Genomic DNA, 23901 nt, shown 5'->3' on the forward strand with positions numbered 1-23901 from the left:
ATTCATCACCTAAAGCAATCAACTTAATCACAAGTAACTGTTTTTCAACAAGTTTCTATCTGCATCACCGCCGATGGATGTGCATTATAGACCATTACATTCCCTTTGCAAGCGAAAATTAAAAATTAATGACTTGAGCGTTTACTTTTAAACCACCACACGAATTAAGCTATTGTTTTATATTGATAATTATTTTAATTTTTTATTTTTGACTTAAATAAGCCAGTATCATGCTCGATAATTCGCGTTTAAGTTGTTGTTCTGAGATAAGAAAATTGTTCTGGCTTACATAACGCATCATCGTAAAAAGCGTACTATTAATAATTACAAAGGATTTATACTTTACCTGTTCGAAGTCCCACTGATGAGGATTTCTACTGAATGTATATAGCCCTACTTCAAAAAAATGCTTTTCTAAAATTTGAGCAGCTTGCGAATGACTATAGTCATGCCAGTGTTTCAGCACTTCTATAAAAAATCCATGATCGGCTTTTAATGCATTAAATCCCAACTCTATTGCTAAGGGAATGAGCAGCTCTAAAGGAATATTTCCTTGTCGCACAACTAATTCTTTAAGTTGTTGCCCCAGCAATTCGCTTTTACGGCGCAATAGTTCTTCTATGATTTGATCTTTATTCTCAAAGTATTGGTAAATCGACCCAACACTTACTCCAGATTTCTCTGCAATTTTAGGCGTCGTCGTATGTAGTAATCCATACTGGGCGATACACTGCTGTGTCGCCTCTAAAATATGGTCAACAATAATTTTTGAACGCTGTTGCTGTGGGGCTTTTCTCATCGTTTTTTATTCGTTAAATGCGAATTGAATGCGAATAATTATTCATATTAGCCTATTTATTATTCAGTTCAATAAGTAAGTAACGATATGCAAATGATTAGCCCGACTCGACTTGCTTCTTTTAATGACATGCAAGACAGCAATTTTTTTACTCAGTTTTTAAATATCTGTTGTGAAAAACCTGTACAACCAAACTATACGGAATATATGTCTTTACAACATGCTCTTTATGAAGGGGATATTGAAATGGATAAGGTGATTGATTGGGTTATGCAAAATCCCAAAGATCACCGCATGATTTTTGAGAAGATATTATTTCAAGGCCGCGATAATCTATCTGAGCCTATACCTACTGAGTTAGAAAATTTCTTTAATTACATTGAGCAAAAGCCTAAATGGTTAGATCAGCGTCAAGTTGATGAGGCTGTTAAATTTACTCATCGTTTAGGAATAAATAATGGTTTTATTCTTAGAGATTTATCCTTAATGGCGGGATATTTATATCCAGGATTTAATCAGCCGCTAATTTTAACGGGTGCATTAAAGAAACAGGCAGGTACTCGTTTAGCTGAAACCACTAAATGGTGGGTTGATATTACTGAACCTCAAGGACTTGAGCGTCTAAGCGCAGGTTTTACATCAACGATTTATGTTCGCTTTATTCATGCACTCGTTCGCCGACAATTAAAAAAGTCTGATCGTTGGGATAGTGAAGTTTGGGGAATTCCACTTAATCAATTTGATTTAGCCATGACTAATTTGGCTTTTAGCAGTGTAGTTTTACTCGGTATTAGGGCTTTAGGTGTATGGCCGACCAAACAAGAAGCCAAGAGTTTTCTACATTTTTGGCGTTATGTTGGCTGGTTGATGGGTATTGATGAAAAATGGCTTATTCAATCTGAATCTGAGGGTTGGAGGTTACTTTACTGGATGCAGTTTGCTCACCCTCGCTCCGACCACAGCAGTGTTGAGTTAGGATCAAGCTTATCTAAAGAGCCTTTTGAGAGAAAATATCTGCATTTACGCTCTTTGCAGCAGAAGCTTGCTTATCGACAACATTTAGAACTTACCCAATTTTTTATTGGCAAGAAGAGAATGAAACTACTCGGATTGCCTCAGCAGTCTGCCTCATGGTTTGCTTATTATCTAATTGTGCGTAATTCACTACTTTATAATGGTGCAAAGCTTTCACCAAAAGTTGAAAAGTTTTTATCTAAATCAGGCCGTAATATACAAAAACTTGGCTTAACGCTTTATCAGAATCAAGGTAAGGCAAAAACCTTAGCGAGTATGCATCAATAACTTTTAAAACTTAAAAACAAAAATGGAAGCCCGTTAATTAGACTTCCATTTTCAAATATTAAGGAACTTATTGAGCTGATGAACTGTGCATTTCAGCGTGATTCATTTGCTCGTGTGACTCCGTCATCTGCTTCTTTTTTTGACTTGGCATGTAGTCAGGCTCATTATTGATGGCCAAGTAAAAAATAATCATAAACAATACACTCAAGATAGAAGCCACAATAAGTAACTTCCATCCCCACCAAGACTGTTCAGGTGATAATTTATCAGTCATTTCATTTCTCTCTTTAAATTAATATTTTCAGTTCATTTAATTCGTTAAGCTTTTTAAAACTTCATGCTCATACGAACCCAGTAATTTCTTCCGATATTGTTGAACTGCTCTTCGCTCGCAAATCCAAAGCCAGCACTACCCGCTTTATTTAAGTGTTCGGTATAGGTCTTATCTAATACGTTATCAATGCCAACAGAGACATCGATATCTTTACGAAGGTTGTAACTTCCGTTTAGAGAAAGAGTCGAGAAACCTTTACTTGGTTTTAAGTCATATCCTACGATATTACCTTGATGTAGACTCACACGGTTTTGCTCAGCCACAGCTCGCCACAAAAGACCTAAATTATATTTGTCAGCCACATAGCGAATATTTAAACGACCTTCTAAAGGGGAAATTTGAGGTAGCGGTTTGTCATCTGTGGTGTTTTTACCCCATGCATACATCGCACTCAAATCTGCCTGAATATGGTCGGTAAATTGATATCCAATACCAGCTTCCGCGCCTGCGATGGTTGCATCGACATTTTTGGCACCCGCAGTAATATCATGGCTCATGTCATGCCCATCCATTCCCATACTTGGATGATGGTGGTAACTCATTAAAATGTAGTCATCCACCAAACCAGCATAAGCAGAAACCCATGTATTTAAAGCGCCATGTTGTTGCTGGAAACCCAGATCCAACTGTAATGTTTTCTCAGGATTCACACCGTTAAAAGTATTGGTTGAGCCCGCATTACCATGTTTAGGCGAGAAAAGTTCCCAATAATCAGGCATACGCTCTACATAACCTAAACCAATATAGCTTTTTAGGTCATGCTCAGGATGTTGATTTTCCCAACGCACAAATGCACTCGGTAAAGTCTTTTCAAGTTTAGTATTAAAACCTTTTGCTTGAGAATCAGCACGCTCATCTTCAACTGTGACTCGATCTAAACGTGCACCTGTAACCAGTTTGTTGAAATCGTTCCATTGATAGCCCAGTTCGCCAAAAGCACCATAAGATTGAAAACGCATATCTTGACGATATGGAATATTCATAGAAGGCATTGTTGGCGATGACATGCTACCGCCATGTTTATTAAATTGAGAGTCAACGCCTGTGATCAAACTCCATTTGTTCCATTCAGAAGTCATTGCCAAGCGTGAGTTTAATGTACGGCGTGTCACTTGCATTGCCATTGGATTCGGGATCAGCATGGTCATACCACCATGATTCATTTCAACTAATGGCGGTGTGCGCAAACTAAAGTTATCCATAATATGGTCGTTATAGCTATAGTTCACCTGCCCTTCAATTTTCTTAATGACGTCAGTGATATTTTTCTTTTCAAACCGCAGACCTAAGCTTTCTCGCGCAAATTGAGATCCATCCATTGAACGTCCAGCATAAAGCGATTCACCATCAGATTTTCCACCAGTGAGTTCGACCCACGTGTTTTCATCTGGAGTAAAGCCAAGTGCTACATCAGCATTCCACTTTTTCCATGCAGAAGGCACAGTATTTCCATCACCATCTTGATAACTATTCGATTCTGAACGATTGGCATTTAAACGGATATATTTCTTTTCATCACCAATTGCCGCCTCAACGTTATGGTCAATACGTCCATATGAACCTAATAAGACACTCGCTTGTCCGCGATAAGGTTTTTCAGAGGTGAGTTTCTCAGGCTGACGTTCAAAAAGGACTGTTGCAGCAGAACCTGTATTGGCATATTTAACCGTTTGCGGACCTTTAATGACAGAAATACGATCATAACTTTCTGGTGAAATATAAGAAGTTGGAGCATCCATACGGTTTGGGCATGCACCTAAATTTTCAGTTCCATCAGCTAGAATTTTGATGCGTGAACCAAACATACCTCGGAATGTCACATCACCATTGGTTCCACCGCTTTGTATTGAGTTAAAACCCATAATACTTTGTAGATAGTCTGCGCCATCTGTAGCAGGTACTGGCTGAATCGGTTGCTTTGGGTCTGCATGTACAATCAAGCCATTTGCATCGTTACCTTGTTGTGCTGTAACAACAATAGGTGCTAATGAGTAAAGCGCTTTGGTATCGGCATCATTTTTTTCTGAATTAGCAAAAACTAGACCCGAATGAGAGACAGCAAACATCGCAACCCATAAAGGTTGTAGTAAAAATTTAGAATGTGGCATTTTTATACGCTCTAAAACATAAATAAAGTGATATCGAAGTCAGTTAAGACCCCAACAAAAAATTGCTTTTATTTATGCAAATAGAGGTGGTGCACGCCCTTGCGGGAGTAGAAAAAGTCGCTGTAGTGCAAAGTAGACATGTCTAAATGCTTGTTGATAAGCGACTAAGCGGACTTGTATGCGGACTAAAACTTCTTTTACGCCAAATTCAGGTGGCAAAACCAGATTGGCATAGACGGTACAATATTGACACTGGTGATTTGCATCATGATGATCATGTTGCCCAGAGGCTTGTGCCTGTTCAATATGATGTTCATGATGTGAATGCATGGCATGTGACATGGTTTCCATCTGTGCTTTAGGTTTAAGCAAAGCGAGGGTAATAGTTTCACAGACCGGAGCAATTTGATACTGCTTCGGTAATAGCGGCTGTAGAAATACCGCGACCTGTAAAAATACTGCTGCACATGCAAGCAGTAAACCACTACGAAAAACCAAAAATCACATCCACACTACATTGATGTTTCTAGAATAGAAATTTTTAACGTTTTACTGCAACTTTTTCACGCTCACGTTGACGAACAACTTTTTCGACTTTTTCTCGAGCACGCTGACGTTTAAGTGGCGACAAATAATCCACAAATAATTTGCCATTTAAGTGATCCATTTCATGTTGGATACAAACAGCGAGAAGTCCATCAGCTTCTATCTCAAATGCTTGACCTTCAAGGTTAATTGCCTCAATTTTCACACGTGACGGGCGCTCAACTTTGTCGTATATTTGTGGCACCGATAGGCAGCCTTCTTCGTACTGCTGCTTATCTTCTGTCAGTGGAGTTATTTTGGGGTTAATGAAAACCATAGGGTCATCTTTAGATTCAGACAAATCTATGACGATAAGCTGAATATGACGATCGACCTGAGAAGCTGCTAAACCAATACCTGGTGCCGCATACATGGTTTCAAGCATATCTGCTGCAAGTTGACGAATTTCATCAGTAACTTCTTCAACAGGCTTAGCAATGGTACGAAGACGGGGATCAGGAAAACTTAAAATAGGTAATAAGGCCATACTGACGTCCTCACTTATGCCATTGATTGAAAAACCAAATGAAGGAAATACTTCATCGAAAAATTGTGTGTTAGCCGCCTATTATAACGCATCTGCACGCATAATTTTTAGGAATTATCATAATGAAAAAGGTTTTTGACGGCATGGTTCAATTTCATGCTTTGGGGATAAAAAAGCATTTACTTGCTTTGGCACTTTTTACAGGGGTTGCATTCAGTACGGTAGCAGAGACTTATGCTGCTAGTCCGAACCATAATCCACCCTCTCTTAGAAGTAATGCACCACATGTCTACGTTGTAAAACGAGGAGATACGCTATGGGATATTTCTGGTCACTTTCTGAGTAAACCTTGGCGCTGGCCTGAAATTTGGGCAAATAATCAGCATGTCAAAAATCCACACTGGATTTATCCTGGTGATCGATTACTGCTGTGTAGTTTAGATGGCCGTCCATTGGTTGGAAAAGATGAAGGAGATGGCTGTGTCGGCATTATTCGCCGTTACACAGGCCAAATGACAAATTTACAACCTCAAGTTCGTGTGGAGTCACTTAACAATAACATACCTGTTATTCCTCTTGAACATATCAAACAGTGGTTAGAACACAGCACTATTCTACCTATCGATGCAATTCAACATACTCCTTATGTAGTCGGTACTGCCGATCAACGTGTACTGGCGGCAAAAGGTCAGACTATTTATGCGCGCGGACAAGGTTTAGTTAATGGTCAACGTTATGCAGTTTATCGTGAAGGCGAACCTTATTATTTCACAGACAGTAAAGGTAAAAAGCATAGTCTAGGTATTGAGTTGCAACAAGTTGCCTCAGGGATTGCGATCTCTTCTGAAAAAGACATTACCACGCTTGAGTTAACTGATAGCTACAATTCTGAAGTACGTCGTGGTGATCGGGTGATGCCAGAAGAAGAAGCAACATTACCTACTTTGTTTTATCCGGTGGATGCCACTCAGGTGACGGACGGCGGCAAAATTATTCGTGTAATGGGATCAATTGGTACTGCTGCCAAAAATAGTGTGGTGACTTTAGACCGCGGTACGGCACAAGGTATTCAAGTAGGACAAGTTTTTGATATTACACAACAAGGTGAAACTATTCGAGATCCTAAAACCAAAGAACCAATACAGTTACCAGGACAACAAATTGGTAGTCTGATGGTCTTTAGAACTTTTGATCAGTTGAGTTATGCCTACGTATTAGAAAGCGATTTACCAGTTAAAGTTGGTTCAAGCATTCAGCCACCCCGCTTTAATGATTAATGCTGGATGTACCTTTTACAATGCTTACTCAACTTTCTTCACACCATTACCACACGCTTAAAGTGTGGTATTTGGTGCAACACTCTTTAGTCAGCTTTAAAAAAATTGTCGATTATTTTGGTAGCTGTGAAAAGGCGGTCCAACCTGCTGGATTATCTCAATGGCGCAATCTCGGGTTACATGCTAATCATTTAAAACGCGTAGATGAATTTCAAACTGCTCAGGGTCAAGCTCAGTTTGAAAAACTAACTGAGCAGATCCAGCAATATACCGACTTTATTTTAACGGCAGATGACTCAGGTTATCCCACTCAGTTATTACCTTATACAGATCACCCACCTATCATTTTTGGAAAAGGTCAGGCACAAGCCTTATTGCAACCACAAATTGCGATTGTAGGTAGCCGAAAACCAAGCCCACATGGTCGTCAGGTTACTTATGATTTTGCCTATTACTTAAGTGAAAAAGGTTTTTATGTGAGTAGTGGATTGGCATATGGTATTGATGAAGCTGCTCACCAAGGAGCATCAGCACATCAACGTACAATTGCAGTAACAGGAACTGGTTTAGACAGTACCTACCCTGCTCAAAATAAAAAACTTGCAGAACATATTTTGGCTCAAAATGGCGCGATTATTACTGAATTTTTGCCTGGAACACCCCCATTACAACAGCATTTCCCACGTAGAAACCGAATTGTCAGCGGTTTGAGTTTAGGCGTGTTAGTGGTAGAAGCTACATTAAAAAGTGGTTCTCTCATCACTGCGAACAAAGCTGCTGAACAAGGTAAGACTGTATTTGCCATTCCTGGTCATATTTACAGTGAGTTTCATCAAGGTTGCCATCAACTTATTCGTGAAGGAGCAATTTTAGTCGATCATCCTGAACAAATTATTGAAGACCTTGCTTTACCCACCCAGTGGCAAAGTCAGCAACAAAACTCCACCGAGGAGGCTGTAGTTTCTAGTACTCCAGAAATTCCTGAGCATTTAATTAACCTTTATCAATCTTTAGACTGGGTTGGACAAAATATTGATCAGCTTGTCTTACATCACTCTCAGCCTGTTGCAGAACTCACCTCTTCACTGATGGAACTAGAACTACTTGGTTTATGTATGCAACAATCAGGATTGTATTTACGTTGTCGTTCTTAGTATTGGAGCGCACAATAGCAATTCTGTCTGATTGAAAGGAAGAGTATTACCATGATTACCACCTCAGTTACCGAAGCAGCCGAATGTTTACAACAAGGTCAAGTTTTGGCATATCCAACTGAGGCAGTTTGGGGGCTAGGTTGCGACCCTTTTAATGAGCAAGCTTTTCAAAAAATTCTTGAACTAAAGCAAAGGCCTATTGAAAAGGGTGTAATTTTATTAGCAGGTCATATTAGCCAAGTTGAACACCTGCTAACTTCTCTACCTCAAACAACCCAACAAGAAATTATTGATTGTTGGACTAATCATCAACCATCAGAAAGAGCAACAACTTGGCTATTACCTGCTGGCGAACATATTCCTTCATGGATTAAAGGTGAGCATCCTCTTGTCGCTGTTCGAGTCACTACACATCCTTTATGTGTGGCATTATGCAATGCTTTTCATGGCTTTATTGTCTCGACTAGTGCGAACCCAAGCGGGCAAGAACCTGCTCATTCATTACAGGATGCCTGCCAATACTTTGGTTCACAATTAAACTATCTGAATGGTGACTTAGGCCAGAGCCAACAGCCAAGTAGAATCATTAACGCTCTTACCAGAGAGATTATTCGCGCCTAATTTCAAACAAAAAAAAGCTCAGTTATATAGGGATAACTGAGCATAAAAAAGGATGGGTATATACCACATCCAGAGGGTTTGGATATCTGTGGAACGAAAGATAATTTACAAAGAAAATAGCGCCTTTCGTAGTGGCCGCTATTATGTGGTAAGAGGTTCAATGAGAGAAATATATTATTTCTCTAAAAAAAGCATGAAAAGTGTAGGGAATTTACGGTTTTTTGCCTATAAATTAAAATTATATTAATATTTTTACTCGGCTTTTTTAATATTTATATTACAACCTATTTTTATAAACTATTTATAAATCATATAGAAAAACTTTAACTAAGAAAAAATTGGCATATTTTTATGAGTTTTTTTCAAAATATGCCATAGTTTTTTTACTGACTTTAGTTTTGTTCTTGCATTAATTCGCTCTTTTTAGGACTCACCTTCTTCTGAGCCATAATGATACCAATTAAAATAACAATCCCACCTAACGTGTGATAAATGGTCCACTGCTCAGACAACCAGACACTTGCAATAACTGCTGTAAAGACAGGTACCAAGTTCATAAAAATACTTGTTCTATTAGGACCGAGTTGTTGAACAGCTAACATCCAAACTAACGGCGCAATGAGTGAAGCAAATACTCCTGCATAAATAGCACTTGGTGCATTTTCAACATTTAAAGCATCAAGTCCAAACCAGAGAATTAAAGGAATATGAAATATGACAGAAAATCCAATCTGAACATATAAGCTTGTCATAATTGGTAGAGGCAACTGCCATTTTTTAAGAAAAACACCATAAAATGCATAGAAGAATACGGCAATAATCATCAATGCATCACCAAGGTGTCCGCCACCACTTAAAAGCTTATTAATATTTCCTTGGGACATGACATATAACAAACCTGCAAAAGACAAAATACTGCCAAAAACTGCAAAGCGATTAGGCACATCTTTTAAAATGGCAAGCGAAACAAAGATCGTGAATATAGGAATAAATGCATTCACAATCCCCATATTGGTTGCACTTGTATAATGGGCAGCTGTATAAGCCAAACCTTGATAAAGCACCATCCCAAATGCACTTAACACAGCAAGCTTAGGTAAATATGGTATTACTAGTCGTCTTTGTCTCCACACAGACATAAACATAAATGGAGTCAAAATAATAAAAGCGATTAACCACCGATAAAAGCTAATGCTTACCGGAGAGATATAATCCGAGACATAGCGGGTGACTACAATATTTAAAGACCAAATCAATACTGCCAAAATGGGAAAAATAAACGCCCATTTGTGATATTTCATGACCTGACTCATAGCAATACACCATCTACAAAAGAGATTTTATTTTGAAGAATGTCTTAATAAATTGAAATATCGTATTTCCGACATTGATATCGAACTTAAGACATCATCTTTTTTAGAATAATGTCCAAGCTTTCATGGCATGTTCTACAACTTTATGTAATTGATCAGTACTCGCACCGTCTCTTGCCTGAATGGTAAGGCCTTGAATGACAGTGGCATAAAAGTCCGTCATTTCTTGTAGAGGAGCATTAGATAGCAAATCACCCTGCTCAACACCTTGTTTGAGACGCTCCAATAATTTTTCTTTGGTTTTTATGCGCTTGTCTAATAGGTTCTGCTGCACATCTTGAGTGGCATCAGAACAATTCATGGCAGCAACCACCAACATACAACCAGCTGGTTTATTGGGTTGAACCAGTCGTTTTACGTTGTCATAAAGATATAACTCAAACGCAATTTTTGCAGTTTTTGCTTCTAAAAAGATGGTCTCAATAGGGCAGGCTTCATGAGCCAAATAGTAATCAATACTTTTATAAAACAGCCCTGCCTTATCACCAAAAGCACTATATAGGCTAGGTGCTGTAATTTCCAAAGCTTGTGTTAAATCACTAATAGACGTTGCTTCATAGCCATGCTCCCAAAAGAGCAACATTGCTTTCTGCAAAACCTCTTGTTCATCAAAGCATTTAGGACGTCCGCGCTTTTTTTTCAGCGTATCTTCTACAACAGCTAAATTCGTTTCATGCCTATTTGTCATAAAGATCACATCTATTTTTATAACAATCGTTATTAAATTAATTGACGTTCGATTTTTTATCAACTATTTTATTTTCATAATGATCGTTAGTTAATTAATAAATTGCCTTTCTTTACTCCAAATTTAGCCAAGTAAGGATTTCCTATGGACCAATCGTCTATCTCTAAAGCGCGACCCAAGACCTCCACTCAAGGAAGCTGGCTTGCCATTTTGGCCGTTTCTATCGCAGCATTTGCCTTAGTTACAAGTGAATTTTTACCCGTTGGTGTTCTAAATAGTGTCGCAACAGATTTAAATATTTCTGTAGGTACTGCAGGCCTGATTATTACAGTACCCGGCATTATGGCAGCAATTGCAGCCCCTCTATTGCCTGTATCAGTAAAACAACTTGATCGGCGTTATGTGCTTATCTTGCTGACAGCTATTATGGTTATTGCCAATACCATTACCGCATTTGCTGAAAACTTCCATGTTCTATTGTTAAGCCGCTTAATTTTAGGTATTTCAATTGGTGGTTTCTGGGCGACCGCCATTGCTCTAAGTGGAAAATTAGCTCCCTCACACCTTCCTATTGCTAAAGCAACTGCGGTCGTGATGGCAGGTGTGACTTTTGCTACAGTTCTAGGTGTACCGATTGGAACTTGGTTAAGCGAGTTTTATGGCTGGCGTAGTGCTTTTGGAATTACAGCAGGCATTGGCTTAGTTGTTTTAATCTTACAATTAATCTTTTTACCTAAACTTGTACCAGACTCAGCAATTCACCTGAAAGATTTGCCAGCACTATTACGCACTCCTAAAGCACGTAGTGGCATGTTAATTGTTTTATTGATCGGACTCGCTCATTTTTGTGCCTATAGCTATTTAGCACCTTTCTTTAAAAATGTTGCTGGTTTTAATGGGACAACCATTAGTTCATTATTATTGCTCTATGGAATTGCTGGTATTTTCGGAAATGCTTTTGCCGGATATAGTGGGAATCTAAATGTCCGTTATACATTAGCTTTTGTAGGTACATGCTTTGCAATCGTATTTTTTGGATTTCCTCTTTTTGCCGTTCATGAGTTTGGTGCTATTGTCTTAACCGCGTTATGGGGATTTGCATTTGGTGCCTTCCCTACCTCAGCGAATATTTGGATGTTTGTACACGCACCACATGCAGTTGAAAAAGGTATGCCGCTTTTTGTAGGTATGTTTCAGGTGATGATTGCGACAGGTTCATTATTAGGTGGATATGTAGTTGATCATTTCAATGAAAATACTTTAATTTATGGTGTATTAAGCTTCGTTGCCCTAGCATTACTGAGTACATTTACCTTAGCGAAAGGTCTTAATAACCCTAAAGCTACTTGTGAAAATTAAAATATGAGTCAGAGCATATAGATGAACAATGAGGACCAGCAATTTTCATTATTACACAGTATAGAAGTTCATGAATTTCTATACCAAAAAGAAGATATTGTTCGTCCTCATGCATCTCTTTGGGGAGATTTTAATTTCAGTTTAAATGGCATATTAGAAATGGAGATTGAAGAACAGCTATATCTTTCTCCACCTAGCTATGGTCTTTGGATTCCCCCTCAAACTGTTCATCAGTCCACCCATATCGACCATGAAATTCACTATATCTGTATTCGACTGCACCCTCGCCTATGTTCTATTTTAGGAAATAGCTGTCGATGCTTTAGTATTCAGCCTTTTTTTCGCACTTTAGTTTTACAAATTCTAGAGCAGCAAAAACAAACCGAACAACCTGAATATTTAGAACATCTTTTACAAGTTTTATTCGATCAACTCAAACAAGCTCCTGCATATTCGCATTATTTACCGCAAACACGGCATCCTGTTTTATTGCCTATTTTAGAAAAACTTTCAGATCCTTTACTTTTTGATCAGTCTTTACAACAGTTGCTACAAAACTTTTCGGTCAGTGATCGCCACTTATTACGTTTGAGTCAACAAGAGCTTCAGCTTTCGTTGTCCGAATGGAGAAATCGGGCCAAAATTGTTTATGCCATTCATCAGATTCGTCAAGGGACGCCTATCAAGCGTTTAGCATATGATTTAGGTTATCAACATAGCTCAAGTTTTATTGAATTTTTTAAACGTTACACTGGGCAAACACCTATCCAAATCAGAAATAACTAGAATTCAGCTTATCTTTAAAAACTTTTTCTTTTTTGAACACGAATATTATTGCACTACCCCTCAATAGCAGTTAAAACAAATGCGTTACTTGATATCAATTACAATCTTTAGGAAAGACTCATGACACAATCTGTATATCATATTTCAGTAAAAGCCATTTCAGGCGAAACGGTTGACCTCGAACAATACAAAGGTAAAGTTCTACTTATCGTAAATACTGCTTCTAAATGTGGTTTAACTCCACAATACGAAGGCTTAGAAAAACTTTACCAAGCAAAAAAAGACCAAGGTCTTGAAATTTTAGGTTTCCCAGCAAACAACTTTAAAGAGCAAGAACCAGGTTCTGATGAAGAAATTCAACAATTCTGTTCATTAAATTATGATGTTCATTTCCCTTTATTTTCTAAGGTCTCTGTAGTCGGCGAAGATAAGCACCCACTTTACCAAGCTTTGACAGCGGCTCAGCCGGAACGCACTGGTGAAGGTCCTTTCCGTGAGCGTTTAGAAGGCTTAGGTATTCCAACCAACCCTGCTCCAGAAGTTTTATGGAACTTCGAAAAGTTTTTAATTAATAAAAATGGCGAAGTCGTAGCTCGCTTTGCTCCAAACCTAACAGCAGACGATGAACAAATCGTTAAAGCAGTTGAAGCAGAGTTAGCAAAATAATATTTTAAAATATGAGAAAGGGCGTTTTATACGCTCTTTTTTATGCTCTCCTCAAAGTGTTGTTCGTTTGCAAAAATACAATCTTTCTTCATATTTTATGCCTATAGTATCTATTTGCTTTATTTGATGTTGTTTGTAGTTATGAAAAAAGTTTTACAGGGCGCATTTCTTCCTTTTGTAATTTTTGCCTCAGGCATGCTTTTACTCGGGTGCGATCAGGCACAAGACCATGCTACCGAACAAGAAAAGACTGAAATAACTGAACAGGCATCTGACCAGAACATTGAACAACAAGCGTCAGAAATTGCACCCAACAAAGCCGAACTTAAAAGCGGCAATATTTTTTATATGGTCCGCGATGCTGCTAATTTACAGCTTAAAGCTGGTGACTACGTTGAACAGCTTAAAGATACTCAGCTTGATGTTGAACAAGCCATCCAAGATAAAAATCAGAATGAGCTAAAAACTACTGTCACTACTTTAAAACAGCAACTAGAAGGTTTAAATCAAGCACTTTTGACTTTAGATATCAAAAGTCAGGAAATTGAGAATATTCGCCAAAGTTTATTACATGCCAACCAACAAGCTCTTAGCATGCCATTACTCAATGGGAAATTAGATCAAATCAATTTTGACCAAATTGAAAAACAGCTTAATACCATTCAAATGGATATGGTGAAGCTTGCTGCCATGATTATGGCAGGAGATGAAAAGTCAGATTCAAAAACTGAATCTTAAAAAAACAACTTATAAAAAAAGCCACCTTACGGTGGCTTTTTCAATCTCAAACCGGCAATTATAGTGCGCGGTTTTTGATTTTACGGATAGTTTCAAGCTGTGCAGCTGTTTCTGCCAAGGCAGCCAACGCAGCAGCCGAGTCCAAATCACTCTTTTGGTTTGCAAGCAATTGTTCAGCATTTTTACGTGCTTCTAAAATTGCCGCTTCATCCAAGTTGTCAGCACGGATTGCAGTATCTGCAAGAACCGTTACAACATGAGGTTGAACTTCTAAAACACCGCCAGATACATAGACGATTTCTTCTGTACCATTTTCCAACTGAACACGAATCGGGCCCGGTTGAAGCAAGGTTACAAGTGGAGCATGTCCTGGCAAAATACCAAGCTCACCACCAGCACCTTTCGCGATTAACATCGTTACTGCGCCAGAGTAAATAGACTCTTTAACACTTACGACATCACATTGCATAGTCGCCATGAGATGATCTCCTTAAATTAGAGTTTCTCAGCTTTAGCAATCACTTCGTCAATACCACCAACCATATAGAACGCTTGTTCTGGGATGTGATCGTATTCACCAGCTAATAGACCTTTAAAGCCACGAATCGTTTCTTTAAGTGGTACTAATTTACCAGGAGCACCAGTAAACACTTCAGCTACGTGGAATGGTTGAGAGAAGAAACGTTGGATTTTACGCGCACGGTAAACAACCAATTTATCTTCTTCAGCTAATTCATCCATACCCAAGATTGCGATGATGTCTTTAAGCTCTTTATAACGTTGCAATACGTTTTGTACTGCACGCGCAATTTCATAGTGCTCTTGACCAACAACTAATGGGTCTAACTGACGTGAAGTTGAGTCAAGTGGATCGATCGCTGGATAGATACCAGAAGATGCGATGTCACGGCTCAATACTACTGTTGCATCTAAGTGAGCAAATGTAGTTGCAGGAGATGGATCTGTTAAGTCATCGGCAGGTACATATACTGCTTGGATCGATGTGATCGAACCAGATTTAGTAGATGTAATACGCTCTTGAAGAACACCCATTTCTTCTGCAAGTGTAGGTTGGTAACCTACCGCAGATGGCATACGACCTAACAATGCTGATACTTCTGTACCCGCAAGTGTATAACGGTAGATGTTGTCGACGAATAATAATACGTCACGACCTTTACCATTTTCGTCTTTTTGATCACGGAAGTATTCAGCCATAGTCAAACCAGTTAACGCTACGCGTAAACGGTTACCTGGTGGCTCGTTCATCTGACCGTAGACCATTGCTACTTTGTCAAGAACGTTAGAATCTTTCATTTCGTGATAGAAGTCGTTACCTTCACGAGTACGCTCACCAACACCAGCAAACACAGATAAACCTGAGTGAGCTTTCGCGATGTTGTTGATCAACTCCATCATGTTAACGGTTTTACCAACACCAGCACCACCGAATAGACCAACTTTACCACCTTTTGCGAACGGGCAAAGTAAGTCAATTACTTTAATACCAGTTTCTAAAAGATCAGTAGAAGCTGCTTGTTCAGCATAAGAAGGTGCTTGACGGTGAATCGGCAAACGCTCTTCAGTCGCTACAGGACCTGCTTCATCAATTGGGCGACCCAAAACGTCCATGATACGACCAAGCGTAGCTGGACCTACTGGAACAGAAATCGGTGCATTTGTGCTAGTTACATTAAGGCCACGTTTAAGACCTTCTGTAGAACCCATTGCGATGGTACGAACAACACCATCGCCAAGCTGTTGCTGAACTTCTAATGTAGTTTCAGTACCGTCAACTTGGAGAGCGTCATAGATCTTAGGAACGCTATTGCGCTCAAACTCGACGTCGATAACCGCGCCGATGATCTGAATGATACGACCGCTACTCATTGCTGTCTCCTCAATTCAAACTTAATAATGTTAAACGGCAGCGGCACCGCCAACGATCTCGGAAATTTCCTGAGTAATCGCGGCTTGACGCAGCTTGTTGTAAATGAGTTGTAGGTCTTTAATCAATTGTCCTGCGTTGTCTGTCGCTGCTTTCATCGCGACCATACGAGCTGACTGCTCACATGCAACGTTTTCAATCACACCTTGATAAACCATAGACTCGATATAGCGAACCAACAAACCATTTAACAATTCTTCTGCTTCTGGTTCGTAGATATAGTCCCAACCATAAGTACGGTTGAGATCATCGCCTTCTTCTGCTGGTGCTAAAGGAACAAGTTGTTCTACTTTAGGCTGCTGAGTCATTGCATTAACGAAGCCATTTGATACGAGATAGATACGATCTAATTCGCCTTTATCAAATGCATCAAGCATAACTTGGACTGAGCCAGTTAACTGTTCCAAACTCGGCGCATCGCCAAGTTGGGTAGTTGCACCGAGCACTTTACCGCCGTAATTCTTAAAAAACGAAACCGCTTTTTGACCAATTAAAGCAAATTCAACTTCAATTGACTGCTGTTGTTGTGCTTTGACATGCTGCACAACTTTCTTGAACAAGTTAATGTTCAAGCCACCTGCCAAACCACGATCTGAAGACACTACGATATAGCCAACACGCTTAACTGGGCGGTCAACCATATAACGGTGTTTGTATTCAGGGTTTGCTTGTACCAAGTGAGCAATTACACGGCGCATATTATCGGCATACGGACGGCCCTGAGCCATGCGCTCTTGCGCACGACGCATTTTAGAAGCAGCTACCATTTGCATCGCGCGAGTAATCTTTTGCGTGCTCTTGATACTAGCTACTTTGGCGCGAATTTCTTTTAAATTTGCCATACGCTTAACCTAGTATTCGAAAGCTCTTTCGAGCTTCCGAAGGTTGATCCGTGAACCAAACTTAACTAAAACTAAACTTAGTAAGTTTGAGTCGCTTTAAAGCTTTCAATACCTGCTTTGATTGCTGCTTCGATGTCTTTGTTGTAATCACCAGTTTCATCGATTTGTTTCATCAACGGAGCATATTCTGAGCGGAAGTAAGAAATTAACGCAGCATCAAAGTCTACGATTTTCTTAACTTCTACGTCAGCCATGTAGCCTTCGTTAGATGCATAAACAGAAACAGCTTGGTCAGCAATTGAGTAAGGAGCATATTGTTTTTGCTTCATTAACTCAGTTACACGTTGACCATGTTCAAGTTGCTTACGAGTTGCTTCATCAAGGTCAGAAGCGAACTGAGCAAACGCAGCCAATTCACGGTATTGTGCTAAAGCAGTACGGATACCACCAGACAATTTTTTGATGATCTTAGTTTGAGCAGAACCACCAACACGAGATACAGAGATACCTGCGTTCACAGCAGGACGAATACCTGCGTTGAATAATGATGTTTCTAAGAAGATCTGACCGTCAGTAATCGAAATTACGTTCGTTGGTACGAATGCAGATACGTCACCTGCTTGAGTTTCAATAATTGGCAATGCAGTTAAAGAACCAGTTTGACCAGTTACTGCGCCATTAGTGAATTTCTCAACGTAGTCAGCAGATACACGAGAAGCACGTTCAAGAAGACGTGAGTGAAGATAGAATACGTCACCTGGATACGCTTCACGACCTGGTGGACGACGTAAAAGTAATGAAATTTGACGGTAAGCAACAGCTTGCTTAGACAAATCATCATAAATAATAAGAGCGTCTTCACCGCGGTCACGGAAGTATTCACCCATTGTACAGCCAGAGTACGGAGCTAAGTACTGCATTGCAGCAGGATCAGCAGCCGCAGCAGCGACAACAGTTGTATACGCCATAGCGCCAGTTTCTTCTAGCTTACGTACAACGTTTGCAATTGTTGATTGTTTTTGACCAATCGCAACGTATACACATTTAATGCCAGAGTTTTTCTGAGCGATAATCGCATCGATCGCCATCGCTGTTTTACCAGTTTGACGGTCACCGATGATCAACTCACGTTGGCCACGGCCAACAGGAATCATTGTATCAACTGATTTATAACCAGTTTGAACAGGCTCATCTACAGATTGACGCCAAATTACGCCTGGTGCTACTTTTTCAACAGCATCAGTTAATTTCGCATCAATTGGGCCTTTACCATCAATTGGGTTACCCAAAGCGTCGACAACACGGCCAAGAAGTTCAGGACCAACTGGAACTTCTAATACACGACCTGTACAACGAGCTTTTTGACCTTCTTGAAGGCTTAGGTAGTTACCTAAAACAACGGCACCCACTGAATCCTGTTCTAGGTTCAGTGCCATACCAAATAAGCCGCCGTCGAATTCGATCATTTCACCGTACATTGCATCAGCAAGACCGTGAATGCGCACGATACCGTCGGATACCATAACAATGGTACCTTCGTTTTTAGCGGTCGCGCTGGTGTCCAGATCTCCGATACGCTGTTTAATGAGCGCACTGATCTCGGATGGATTCAGTTGTTGCATTGCGCTATTCCTCAATCTTTTATTAGTTCAGTCTTCATCATTTGCATTATGCAAGAAGACGAGTACGCATTTTTTCAAGCTTGTTAAGCGCAGAATCATCTATCACTTGATCGCCTGCACGAATTACAACACCTGCAATAAGCTCAGGTTTAACTTCAACTGAAACAGTTACTGTGCTGTTAAAACGCTTTTCTAAAGCAGATTTCAACAGTTGCTCTTGTTCAGCAGTTAACGGGAAAGCCGATTCAATCACGACATCCACATTGTTGTTATTCTGTGATTTAAGCTGTTCATATTCTGCTTCAATTTCAGGTAACAGCATTAAACGATCGTTATCTGCAAGAAGTGTCAAAAAGTTAGACACTGCTTGAGATTGATCTTCACCTAAAACTTTAGCAAAAAGCTTCACTTGCTCCGCAGGAGTAAGTTCAGGGCGATTTAAATAAGCGGAAAATGCTTCGTCTTGCACCGCAGCACTGAGCACTTGTAACGCATTCGACCAATTGTCTGTTGCACCTTGCTCAGAAGCATAAGCAAATGCTGCTTTGGCATACGGACGTGCCAACGTCAAGAGTTCAGCCATAATTCGCCTCGCTTAAAGTTTAGCAGCCAGCTGAGACAGCATGGCGTTATGAGCTTCTGCATCAACTTGCTGGTTCAGGATTTTTTCTGCACCAGTTACTGCCAAAGCAGCTACTTGTTGACGTAATTCTTCGCGAGCAGAATTGATTTCTTGATCAACAGCTTCTTTAGCCTGTTGACGAATACGCTCACCTTCAGCCGCAGCTTGAGTACGAGCTTCTTCGATCAATTGCGCTGCACGACGGTTCGCTTGTTCGATCAATTGAGCCGCTTGTGCTTTAGCTGCATCAAGTTCTTGCTTAACTTGCGCTTGTGCATCGGCAAGGTCAGCTTTCGCTTTTTCTGCTGCATTTAAGCCATCAGCGATTTTACGCTGACGCTCACTAATCGCATTGATTAGTGGTGGCCAAACAAACTTCATGCAGAATGCAACAAAGAATGCAAACGCAATCGCTTGACCAATCAATGTGAGGTTGATATTCATTGCAATTCCTCAAATAGTGGATTTAGGAATTAAGATGATTAACCTACAAATGGATTAGCGAAGATGAAGAACAAGCCAATACCAACACCGATCATAGGCACAGCATCAAGAAGACCCGCGATTAAGAACATACGAGTTTGAAGTTGTGGAGCCAATTCTGGTTGACGAGCAACAGCTTCTAAAAAGCGACCACCCAAAAGACCAAAACCAATCGCAGTACCCAAAGCACCGAAAGCGATCAAGATAGCAGATGCAATTGCAACTAGACCTAAAGTGAGTTCCATGAAAAATTCCTCAGAGGTTAGGTTATTACCAAATTAAATTAAAAAAATTCAGCCCAACCATCATTTGATAGTTAGGCAATACCATTAATGTTTTTCGCTTGCCATGCTCAAGTAAACGATGGTAAGCATCATAAAGATGAATGCCTGCAACGTGATTACAAGAATGTGGAAGATCGCCCAAGGCACAGACAACGCCCATTGAATCCAGAACGGCAATAAAGCAATTAGGATAAAGATCAACTCACCGGCATACATGTTACCGAATAGTCGGAGAGCTAATGAAATCGGACGAGCAAGGAATGTTACCAATTCCAAAATCAAGTTCACTGGAATAAGCAACGCTTTTGCAACTGGATTACTTGGGTTAAATGGGTTAAGTGCCAACTCGCCAACGAAACCACCAACACCCTTTTCGCGGATGCTGTAGAACAAGATAAGTACAAATACAGATAAAGACATACCTAAAGTAATGTTTGGATCTGTAGATGGAACGATCTTGAAGTAAACGTGGTGAGGGTCCATACCAAATACGTTTGCACCTACAAACGCTGCAACTTGAGGAATCCAGTCAACTGGGATCAAGTCCATTAAGTTCATGAGGAAAATCCACACGAAAATAGTGAGTGCAAGCGGAGCGATTAAACGTGATTTGCCATGAAAAGTATCACGGACACTTGAGTCAACAAACTCAATGATCATTTCGATTGCTGACTGGAATTTAGTTGGAACACCTGCATTTGCAGCTTTCGCAACGATCCAGAACATCAAACAGAAAATCACACCTAGGCCAATTGACCAACCCATTGAATCCAAGTGAATTGCAGTGAACCCCATCGAATGAGCTTCTTCAGCAGTCTCAGCCAATTTCCATGTACCGTCTGGCATTTTGCCATAGGTCATATTGGTCAAGTGATGCTTGATATACTCTGTCGAAGTGAGGGCATGTTCTTCAGCAGCCATAAATCACACCTGGTCAATGTCAATTACTAAAAAGAAGGGAAACGAACATCGGCGTACTGTCGATATCTCGCCACCCTCCAAAAAATCTTCAATTCTTCTTGTTTCTACACCCGTTTTTGTAGACGTGACACCCAAAACGGAGCGACCCACGACATTGCCTGAACGAGAATAAAACCAAACAGCAATGCTAACGGTGATAAAGGTTTAACATTGCTCAAAATCAAAATAAATCCAACGATCATGATTGCAAATTTGCCTAACATGCCCCTATACATGTTAGACAGCACTTGTTTTGATGCTCGTGCACCTGCTGTTCTGAAGGATTGCCACGAAAAATAACTCGTCGCAAGCCAGCAGACCAACGCACCAAGTGCCGCACTTAATGCTGCTGTCATGTCTTTTATGCTCCACGCCACAAGTGCGGAAACAGGGATCATACATGCTTGTAAGAAGACCAAAGCTTTTGCTAATCGTCGGTCAATCAAGCGACTAGTTTGGCTCATTATTTATCCACTCACAGCATAAATGCTTGACAAGTTTAGCTGATGATCGCTTTTAATCGCAGGCATTATAGAGTTACACCCCTGAACATGCAATCTTTTCCCGACTTTAGTCGGGGTTTTTCATGACAGGTGGTGCTGACGCTACAGTCAGCCTTTGTTTACTTTTTATCTTACTTTTGCGTACTTAATACACATTTATCTGTTTTTATAGCCAGTTTCTTCCATGCAGTGACGAAATCATCCTCATTATTCATGCTCTCGTCTACTGGTTGAAAAGTAATGTTACCTAATTTTTGATATTGACTCTTAGTGGTAAAACTCTCTGCCAACAAACACATCTGATTTTTTGGTCGACTATCATTAAGATACTTAATTTGAGCTGCTGTTGGTGCAACATGAGGATCATCTGTTAAAGCACCAGCGAACTTTAAGTTTAGTGAGCGTTCTAAATATTGATAGGCATCATGATATGCCCAATACGGTTTGCCATTACTTGAACTATCGTAAGCTTGTGCTGCCTGGAACATTTTACGAGCGAACACATTGGCGTTATTCCAATACTTTGCCTTATTTTCAGGGTGTTGCTGAGAGCGCAAAGCAGCAATAAAGAAACCAATTCGAACTGCATTGTTGGGCTCTAACCATACATGTGTATCTACTGTATTAGGTAAAGCTGCACCGCGTGTACTTCGCTGGGGTAAAACAGAAACAATGCCACTATCTAATAGTGCAATCGCCTTTTTATTATTACCTAATAATTTATTTAAGGGCGCTTCATGCGCTTTACCCAACCAAATCACCAAAGACGCATCATTAATTGCTTTACGATGCGCTGGGGTTAATTGTACGTCATGCCCCGTTTGTCCCTTTAATAAGAGTTGTGGTTCTTCAACCCCTTGAGTGACTTCTTTTGCAATCAGATAAATCGGGTGTGTAGAAACCACCAAACCCTGACTCCACCCTAACGTACTCAAAAGTGAGAACATACTGAAAACAAAAAAACGGAACATGACAGACCATCAATTTAAATTAGCTCGAAGCATGTTATAATATAACAAAGTTACAAAAATACCTAAGATTAATCGAATGAAGCATCGCTTCATGCTAATATTCCGTTAAAAATTCGAGGTTATCCTTATGAGTTCCTGCTCGCATGAACATCATGATTCTTTGCATGGTGTGCATGATCACCATAATGTCGCAAGCCGTTTAGCTGAAGCAGAAAGTTTATGTTCTGCGACTGGCGCACGCCTTACACCTTTGCGCAAAGAAGTTCTGGAACTCATTTTAAATGCGTCGGGTCCAATGGGTGCCTATGACTTATTGGCACGTATAAAAAGTCAAACTGATCGCCCTGCTGCGCCTCCAACTGTATATAGAACTTTAGATTTCTTATTAGAAAAAGGCCTCATTCACCGCCTAACTTCTATTAATGCGTATATTCCTTGCTGCCACCCGCGTGAAGGCCATCAAGCAGCATTCCTGATTTGTACCGAATGTCATATGGTTAAAGAAGCTTCTTCTCAAGGCCTCACACACCAGCTTGACCAGCTTGCAGCTTCAGATGACTTCGTGGCTCAACACAGCATTATTGAAATTTCGGGGAAATGCCAACAGTGCCGCACAACTCCTTAAATCCTGTATTAATTCAGCTTGAGCAGGTTTCTGTTCATCGTGATGATCGGGATATATTAAAGAAAGTTGATTTTGCCCTACATCAAAATGAAATTGTGTCTTTAATTGGACCCAATGGTGCAGGCAAATCAACACTGATTAAAGTTCTACTCGGTATTCTTCAGCCAAGTAGCGGGCGTGTTATTAATCATAAAAAACTTAAAATGGCTTATGTGCCACAAAAGTTTAATCCTTCACACAGCCTTCCTTTACGTGTTCAGGACCTTCTTGATTTAGAAAAATGCAGCCCTGCCCTGCGTCAGGAAATTATTCAAGACACAGGTATTTCAAAGTTACAACAATCAAAAGTACAACAACTTTCAGGTGGAGAACGCCAAAGAGTACTATTGGCTCGTGCACTGCTTCGTCAGCCAGATATTTTAGTTCTTGATGAACCCATGCAAGGCCTAGATATTCAGTCAGAAGCAGAACTTTATGATTATGTTCGTAGCCTACCAGAACGATATGGTTGCGCGATCTTAATTGTTTCTCATGACTTACAATGGGTGATGCAAGGAACACACCGTGTGGTGTGTTTAAATAAACATATTTGCTGTAGCGGGCTGCCCGAAAATATCCAACAACATCCTGAATATCAGGCAATATTTGGAACTCAAAGGGTTTTCTATCAACATCATCATGACCATTGTGCTCACGGTGATGCTGCACACCCCTGCCCTCATAATGACCGTCCTCATATTCACCCAGAACCGGAAGCTTAAGCC

General features: G+C 40.0%; 26 protein-coding genes and 1 pseudogene. 10 read left to right on the forward strand and 17 right to left on the reverse strand.

The features are described 5' to 3' along the window. Positions 1 to 228: 228 nt before the first annotated feature. Positions 229 to 799: pseudogene (locus tag MKL33_RS19810) on the reverse strand (TetR/AcrR family transcriptional regulator). An 87-nt stretch (positions 800 to 886) separates the two neighbouring features. Between MKL33_RS19810 and MKL33_RS19815 the strand changes: the two are divergent. Beyond that, a complete protein-coding gene (locus MKL33_RS19815; protein ID WP_057073921.1) occupies positions 887 to 2101 on the forward strand; it encodes an oxygenase MpaB family protein in 1215 nt (404 codons plus the stop codon). A 67-nt stretch (positions 2102 to 2168) separates the two neighbouring features. Here MKL33_RS19815 and MKL33_RS19820 read toward each other — a convergent pair whose 3' ends face one another. The 4 genes from MKL33_RS19820 to def form a co-directional block, all read right to left on the reverse strand. After that, on the reverse strand, positions 2169 to 2375 hold the full coding sequence (locus MKL33_RS19820; RefSeq protein ID WP_039766350.1) for a hypothetical protein: 207 nt from the start codon (positions 2373 to 2375) through the stop codon (positions 2169 to 2171). Positions 2376 to 2428: 53 nt separating this feature from the next. Next, on the reverse strand, positions 2429 to 4543 hold the full coding sequence (locus MKL33_RS19825) for a TonB-dependent copper receptor (RefSeq protein ID WP_270907598.1): 2115 nt from the start codon (positions 4541 to 4543) through the stop codon (positions 2429 to 2431). Positions 4544 to 4615: 72 nt separating this feature from the next. Next, complete coding sequence (locus tag MKL33_RS19830; RefSeq protein ID WP_002114087.1) at positions 4616 to 5041, reverse strand: DUF2946 family protein; 426 nt, start codon at positions 5039 to 5041, stop codon at positions 4616 to 4618. 43 nt (positions 5042 to 5084) lie between these two features. After that, complete coding sequence (gene def, locus MKL33_RS19835; protein ID WP_032055797.1) at positions 5085 to 5615, reverse strand: peptide deformylase; 531 nt, start codon at positions 5613 to 5615, stop codon at positions 5085 to 5087. 122 nt (positions 5616 to 5737) lie between these two features. Here def and MKL33_RS19840 point away from each other — a divergent pair, with 122 nt between their 5' ends. Genes MKL33_RS19840 through MKL33_RS19850 form a run of 3 tightly spaced genes read left to right on the forward strand, consistent with a single transcriptional unit; the run spans position 5738 to position 8667 of the window. Beyond that, complete coding sequence (locus tag MKL33_RS19840) at positions 5738 to 6892, forward strand: LysM peptidoglycan-binding domain-containing protein (RefSeq protein WP_270907599.1); 1155 nt, start codon at positions 5738 to 5740, stop codon at positions 6890 to 6892. 20 nt (positions 6893 to 6912) lie between these two features. Continuing rightward, on the forward strand, positions 6913 to 8046 hold the full coding sequence (gene dprA / locus MKL33_RS19845; protein WP_270907600.1) for a DNA-processing protein DprA: 1134 nt from the start codon (positions 6913 to 6915) through the stop codon (positions 8044 to 8046). 51 nt (positions 8047 to 8097) lie between these two features. Continuing rightward, a complete protein-coding gene (locus MKL33_RS19850; RefSeq protein ID WP_005072030.1) occupies positions 8098 to 8667 on the forward strand; it encodes an L-threonylcarbamoyladenylate synthase in 570 nt (189 codons plus the stop codon). 392 nt (positions 8668 to 9059) lie between these two features. Here the strand turns inward: MKL33_RS19850 and MKL33_RS19855 are convergent, their stop codons facing one another. Further along, positions 9060 to 9980: a DMT family transporter gene (locus MKL33_RS19855; protein WP_002114137.1), complete on the reverse strand. Its 921-nt coding sequence runs from the start codon at positions 9978 to 9980 to the stop codon at positions 9060 to 9062. A 103-nt stretch (positions 9981 to 10083) separates the two neighbouring features. After that, on the reverse strand, positions 10084 to 10737 hold the full coding sequence (locus MKL33_RS19860; RefSeq protein WP_078220007.1) for a TetR/AcrR family transcriptional regulator: 654 nt from the start codon (positions 10735 to 10737) through the stop codon (positions 10084 to 10086). A gap of 135 nt (positions 10738 to 10872) precedes the next feature. On the opposite strand from MKL33_RS19860, the gene MKL33_RS19865 reads away from it, so the two are divergent. The 4 genes from MKL33_RS19865 to MKL33_RS19880 all read left to right on the forward strand — a co-directional run bounded on the left by MKL33_RS19865 (position 10873) and on the right by MKL33_RS19880 (position 14277). After that, positions 10873 to 12087 (forward strand): MFS transporter, encoded by a 1215-nt coding sequence (locus MKL33_RS19865; protein WP_270907601.1) that lies wholly within the window; start codon positions 10873 to 10875, stop codon positions 12085 to 12087. 21 nt (positions 12088 to 12108) lie between these two features. Further along, a complete protein-coding gene (locus MKL33_RS19870; protein WP_069121950.1) occupies positions 12109 to 12873 on the forward strand; it encodes an AraC family transcriptional regulator in 765 nt (254 codons plus the stop codon). A gap of 120 nt (positions 12874 to 12993) precedes the next feature. Continuing rightward, the gene (locus MKL33_RS19875) at positions 12994 to 13539 is read left to right on the forward strand and encodes a glutathione peroxidase (protein WP_161283081.1); all 546 of its coding nucleotides are present in this window, start codon (positions 12994 to 12996) and stop codon (positions 13537 to 13539) included. Positions 13540 to 13680: 141 nt separating this feature from the next. Beyond that, complete coding sequence (locus MKL33_RS19880) at positions 13681 to 14277, forward strand: hypothetical protein (RefSeq protein ID WP_161283080.1); 597 nt, start codon at positions 13681 to 13683, stop codon at positions 14275 to 14277. Positions 14278 to 14335: 58 nt separating this feature from the next. Here the strand turns inward: MKL33_RS19880 and MKL33_RS19885 are convergent, their stop codons facing one another. From MKL33_RS19885 to MKL33_RS19930, 10 genes are all read right to left on the reverse strand, one after another. Then, positions 14336 to 14755, reverse strand: coding sequence for a F0F1 ATP synthase subunit epsilon (locus tag MKL33_RS19885; protein ID WP_002114076.1), 420 nt, complete (start codon positions 14753 to 14755; stop codon positions 14336 to 14338). Positions 14756 to 14772: 17 nt separating this feature from the next. Further along, positions 14773 to 16167, reverse strand: coding sequence for a F0F1 ATP synthase subunit beta (atpD, locus tag MKL33_RS19890; RefSeq protein ID WP_002114045.1), 1395 nt, complete (start codon positions 16165 to 16167; stop codon positions 14773 to 14775). A gap of 30 nt (positions 16168 to 16197) precedes the next feature. Then, the gene (gene atpG / locus MKL33_RS19895; protein WP_002114131.1) at positions 16198 to 17067 is read right to left on the reverse strand and encodes a F0F1 ATP synthase subunit gamma; all 870 of its coding nucleotides are present in this window, start codon (positions 17065 to 17067) and stop codon (positions 16198 to 16200) included. Positions 17068 to 17144: 77 nt separating this feature from the next. Then, positions 17145 to 18689 carry a F0F1 ATP synthase subunit alpha gene (gene atpA, locus MKL33_RS19900; RefSeq protein ID WP_002114049.1) on the reverse strand — a complete coding sequence of 515 codons (1545 nt, stop codon included), beginning with the start codon at positions 18687 to 18689 and terminating at the stop codon, positions 17145 to 17147. A 46-nt stretch (positions 18690 to 18735) separates the two neighbouring features. Further along, positions 18736 to 19272 carry a F0F1 ATP synthase subunit delta gene (locus MKL33_RS19905; RefSeq protein WP_002114070.1) on the reverse strand — a complete coding sequence of 179 codons (537 nt, stop codon included), beginning with the start codon at positions 19270 to 19272 and terminating at the stop codon, positions 18736 to 18738. Positions 19273 to 19284: 12 nt separating this feature from the next. Then, positions 19285 to 19755, reverse strand: a complete 471-nt coding sequence (locus MKL33_RS19910) for a F0F1 ATP synthase subunit B (RefSeq protein ID WP_001024691.1) — start codon at positions 19753 to 19755, stop codon at positions 19285 to 19287. A gap of 38 nt (positions 19756 to 19793) precedes the next feature. After that, positions 19794 to 20039 carry a F0F1 ATP synthase subunit C gene (atpE, locus tag MKL33_RS19915; RefSeq protein ID WP_000424060.1) on the reverse strand — a complete coding sequence of 82 codons (246 nt, stop codon included), beginning with the start codon at positions 20037 to 20039 and terminating at the stop codon, positions 19794 to 19796. 84 nt (positions 20040 to 20123) lie between these two features. After that, the gene (gene atpB / locus MKL33_RS19920; protein WP_002114072.1) at positions 20124 to 20999 is read right to left on the reverse strand and encodes a F0F1 ATP synthase subunit A; all 876 of its coding nucleotides are present in this window, start codon (positions 20997 to 20999) and stop codon (positions 20124 to 20126) included. 104 nt (positions 21000 to 21103) lie between these two features. Then, positions 21104 to 21502 (reverse strand): ATP synthase subunit I, encoded by a 399-nt coding sequence (locus MKL33_RS19925; RefSeq protein ID WP_002114124.1) that lies wholly within the window; start codon positions 21500 to 21502, stop codon positions 21104 to 21106. A gap of 170 nt (positions 21503 to 21672) precedes the next feature. Continuing rightward, positions 21673 to 22512 carry a metal ABC transporter solute-binding protein, Zn/Mn family gene (locus tag MKL33_RS19930; protein WP_002114115.1) on the reverse strand — a complete coding sequence of 280 codons (840 nt, stop codon included), beginning with the start codon at positions 22510 to 22512 and terminating at the stop codon, positions 21673 to 21675. A 127-nt stretch (positions 22513 to 22639) separates the two neighbouring features. On the opposite strand from MKL33_RS19930, the gene MKL33_RS19935 reads away from it, so the two are divergent. Further along, the gene (locus MKL33_RS19935) at positions 22640 to 23137 is read left to right on the forward strand and encodes a transcriptional repressor (RefSeq protein WP_002114130.1); all 498 of its coding nucleotides are present in this window, start codon (positions 22640 to 22642) and stop codon (positions 23135 to 23137) included. Beyond that, positions 23110 to 23898, forward strand: a complete 789-nt coding sequence (gene znuC, locus MKL33_RS19940; RefSeq protein WP_014208124.1) for a zinc ABC transporter ATP-binding protein ZnuC — start codon at positions 23110 to 23112, stop codon at positions 23896 to 23898. The genes MKL33_RS19935 and znuC overlap by 28 nt, the downstream gene beginning before the upstream one ends. The last annotated feature ends 3 nt before the right edge of the window (positions 23899 to 23901 follow it).

The organism is Acinetobacter sp. AOR43_HL (assembly GCF_027854635.1).
GTDB classification, from domain to species: domain Bacteria; phylum Pseudomonadota; class Gammaproteobacteria; order Pseudomonadales; family Moraxellaceae; genus Acinetobacter; species Acinetobacter pittii.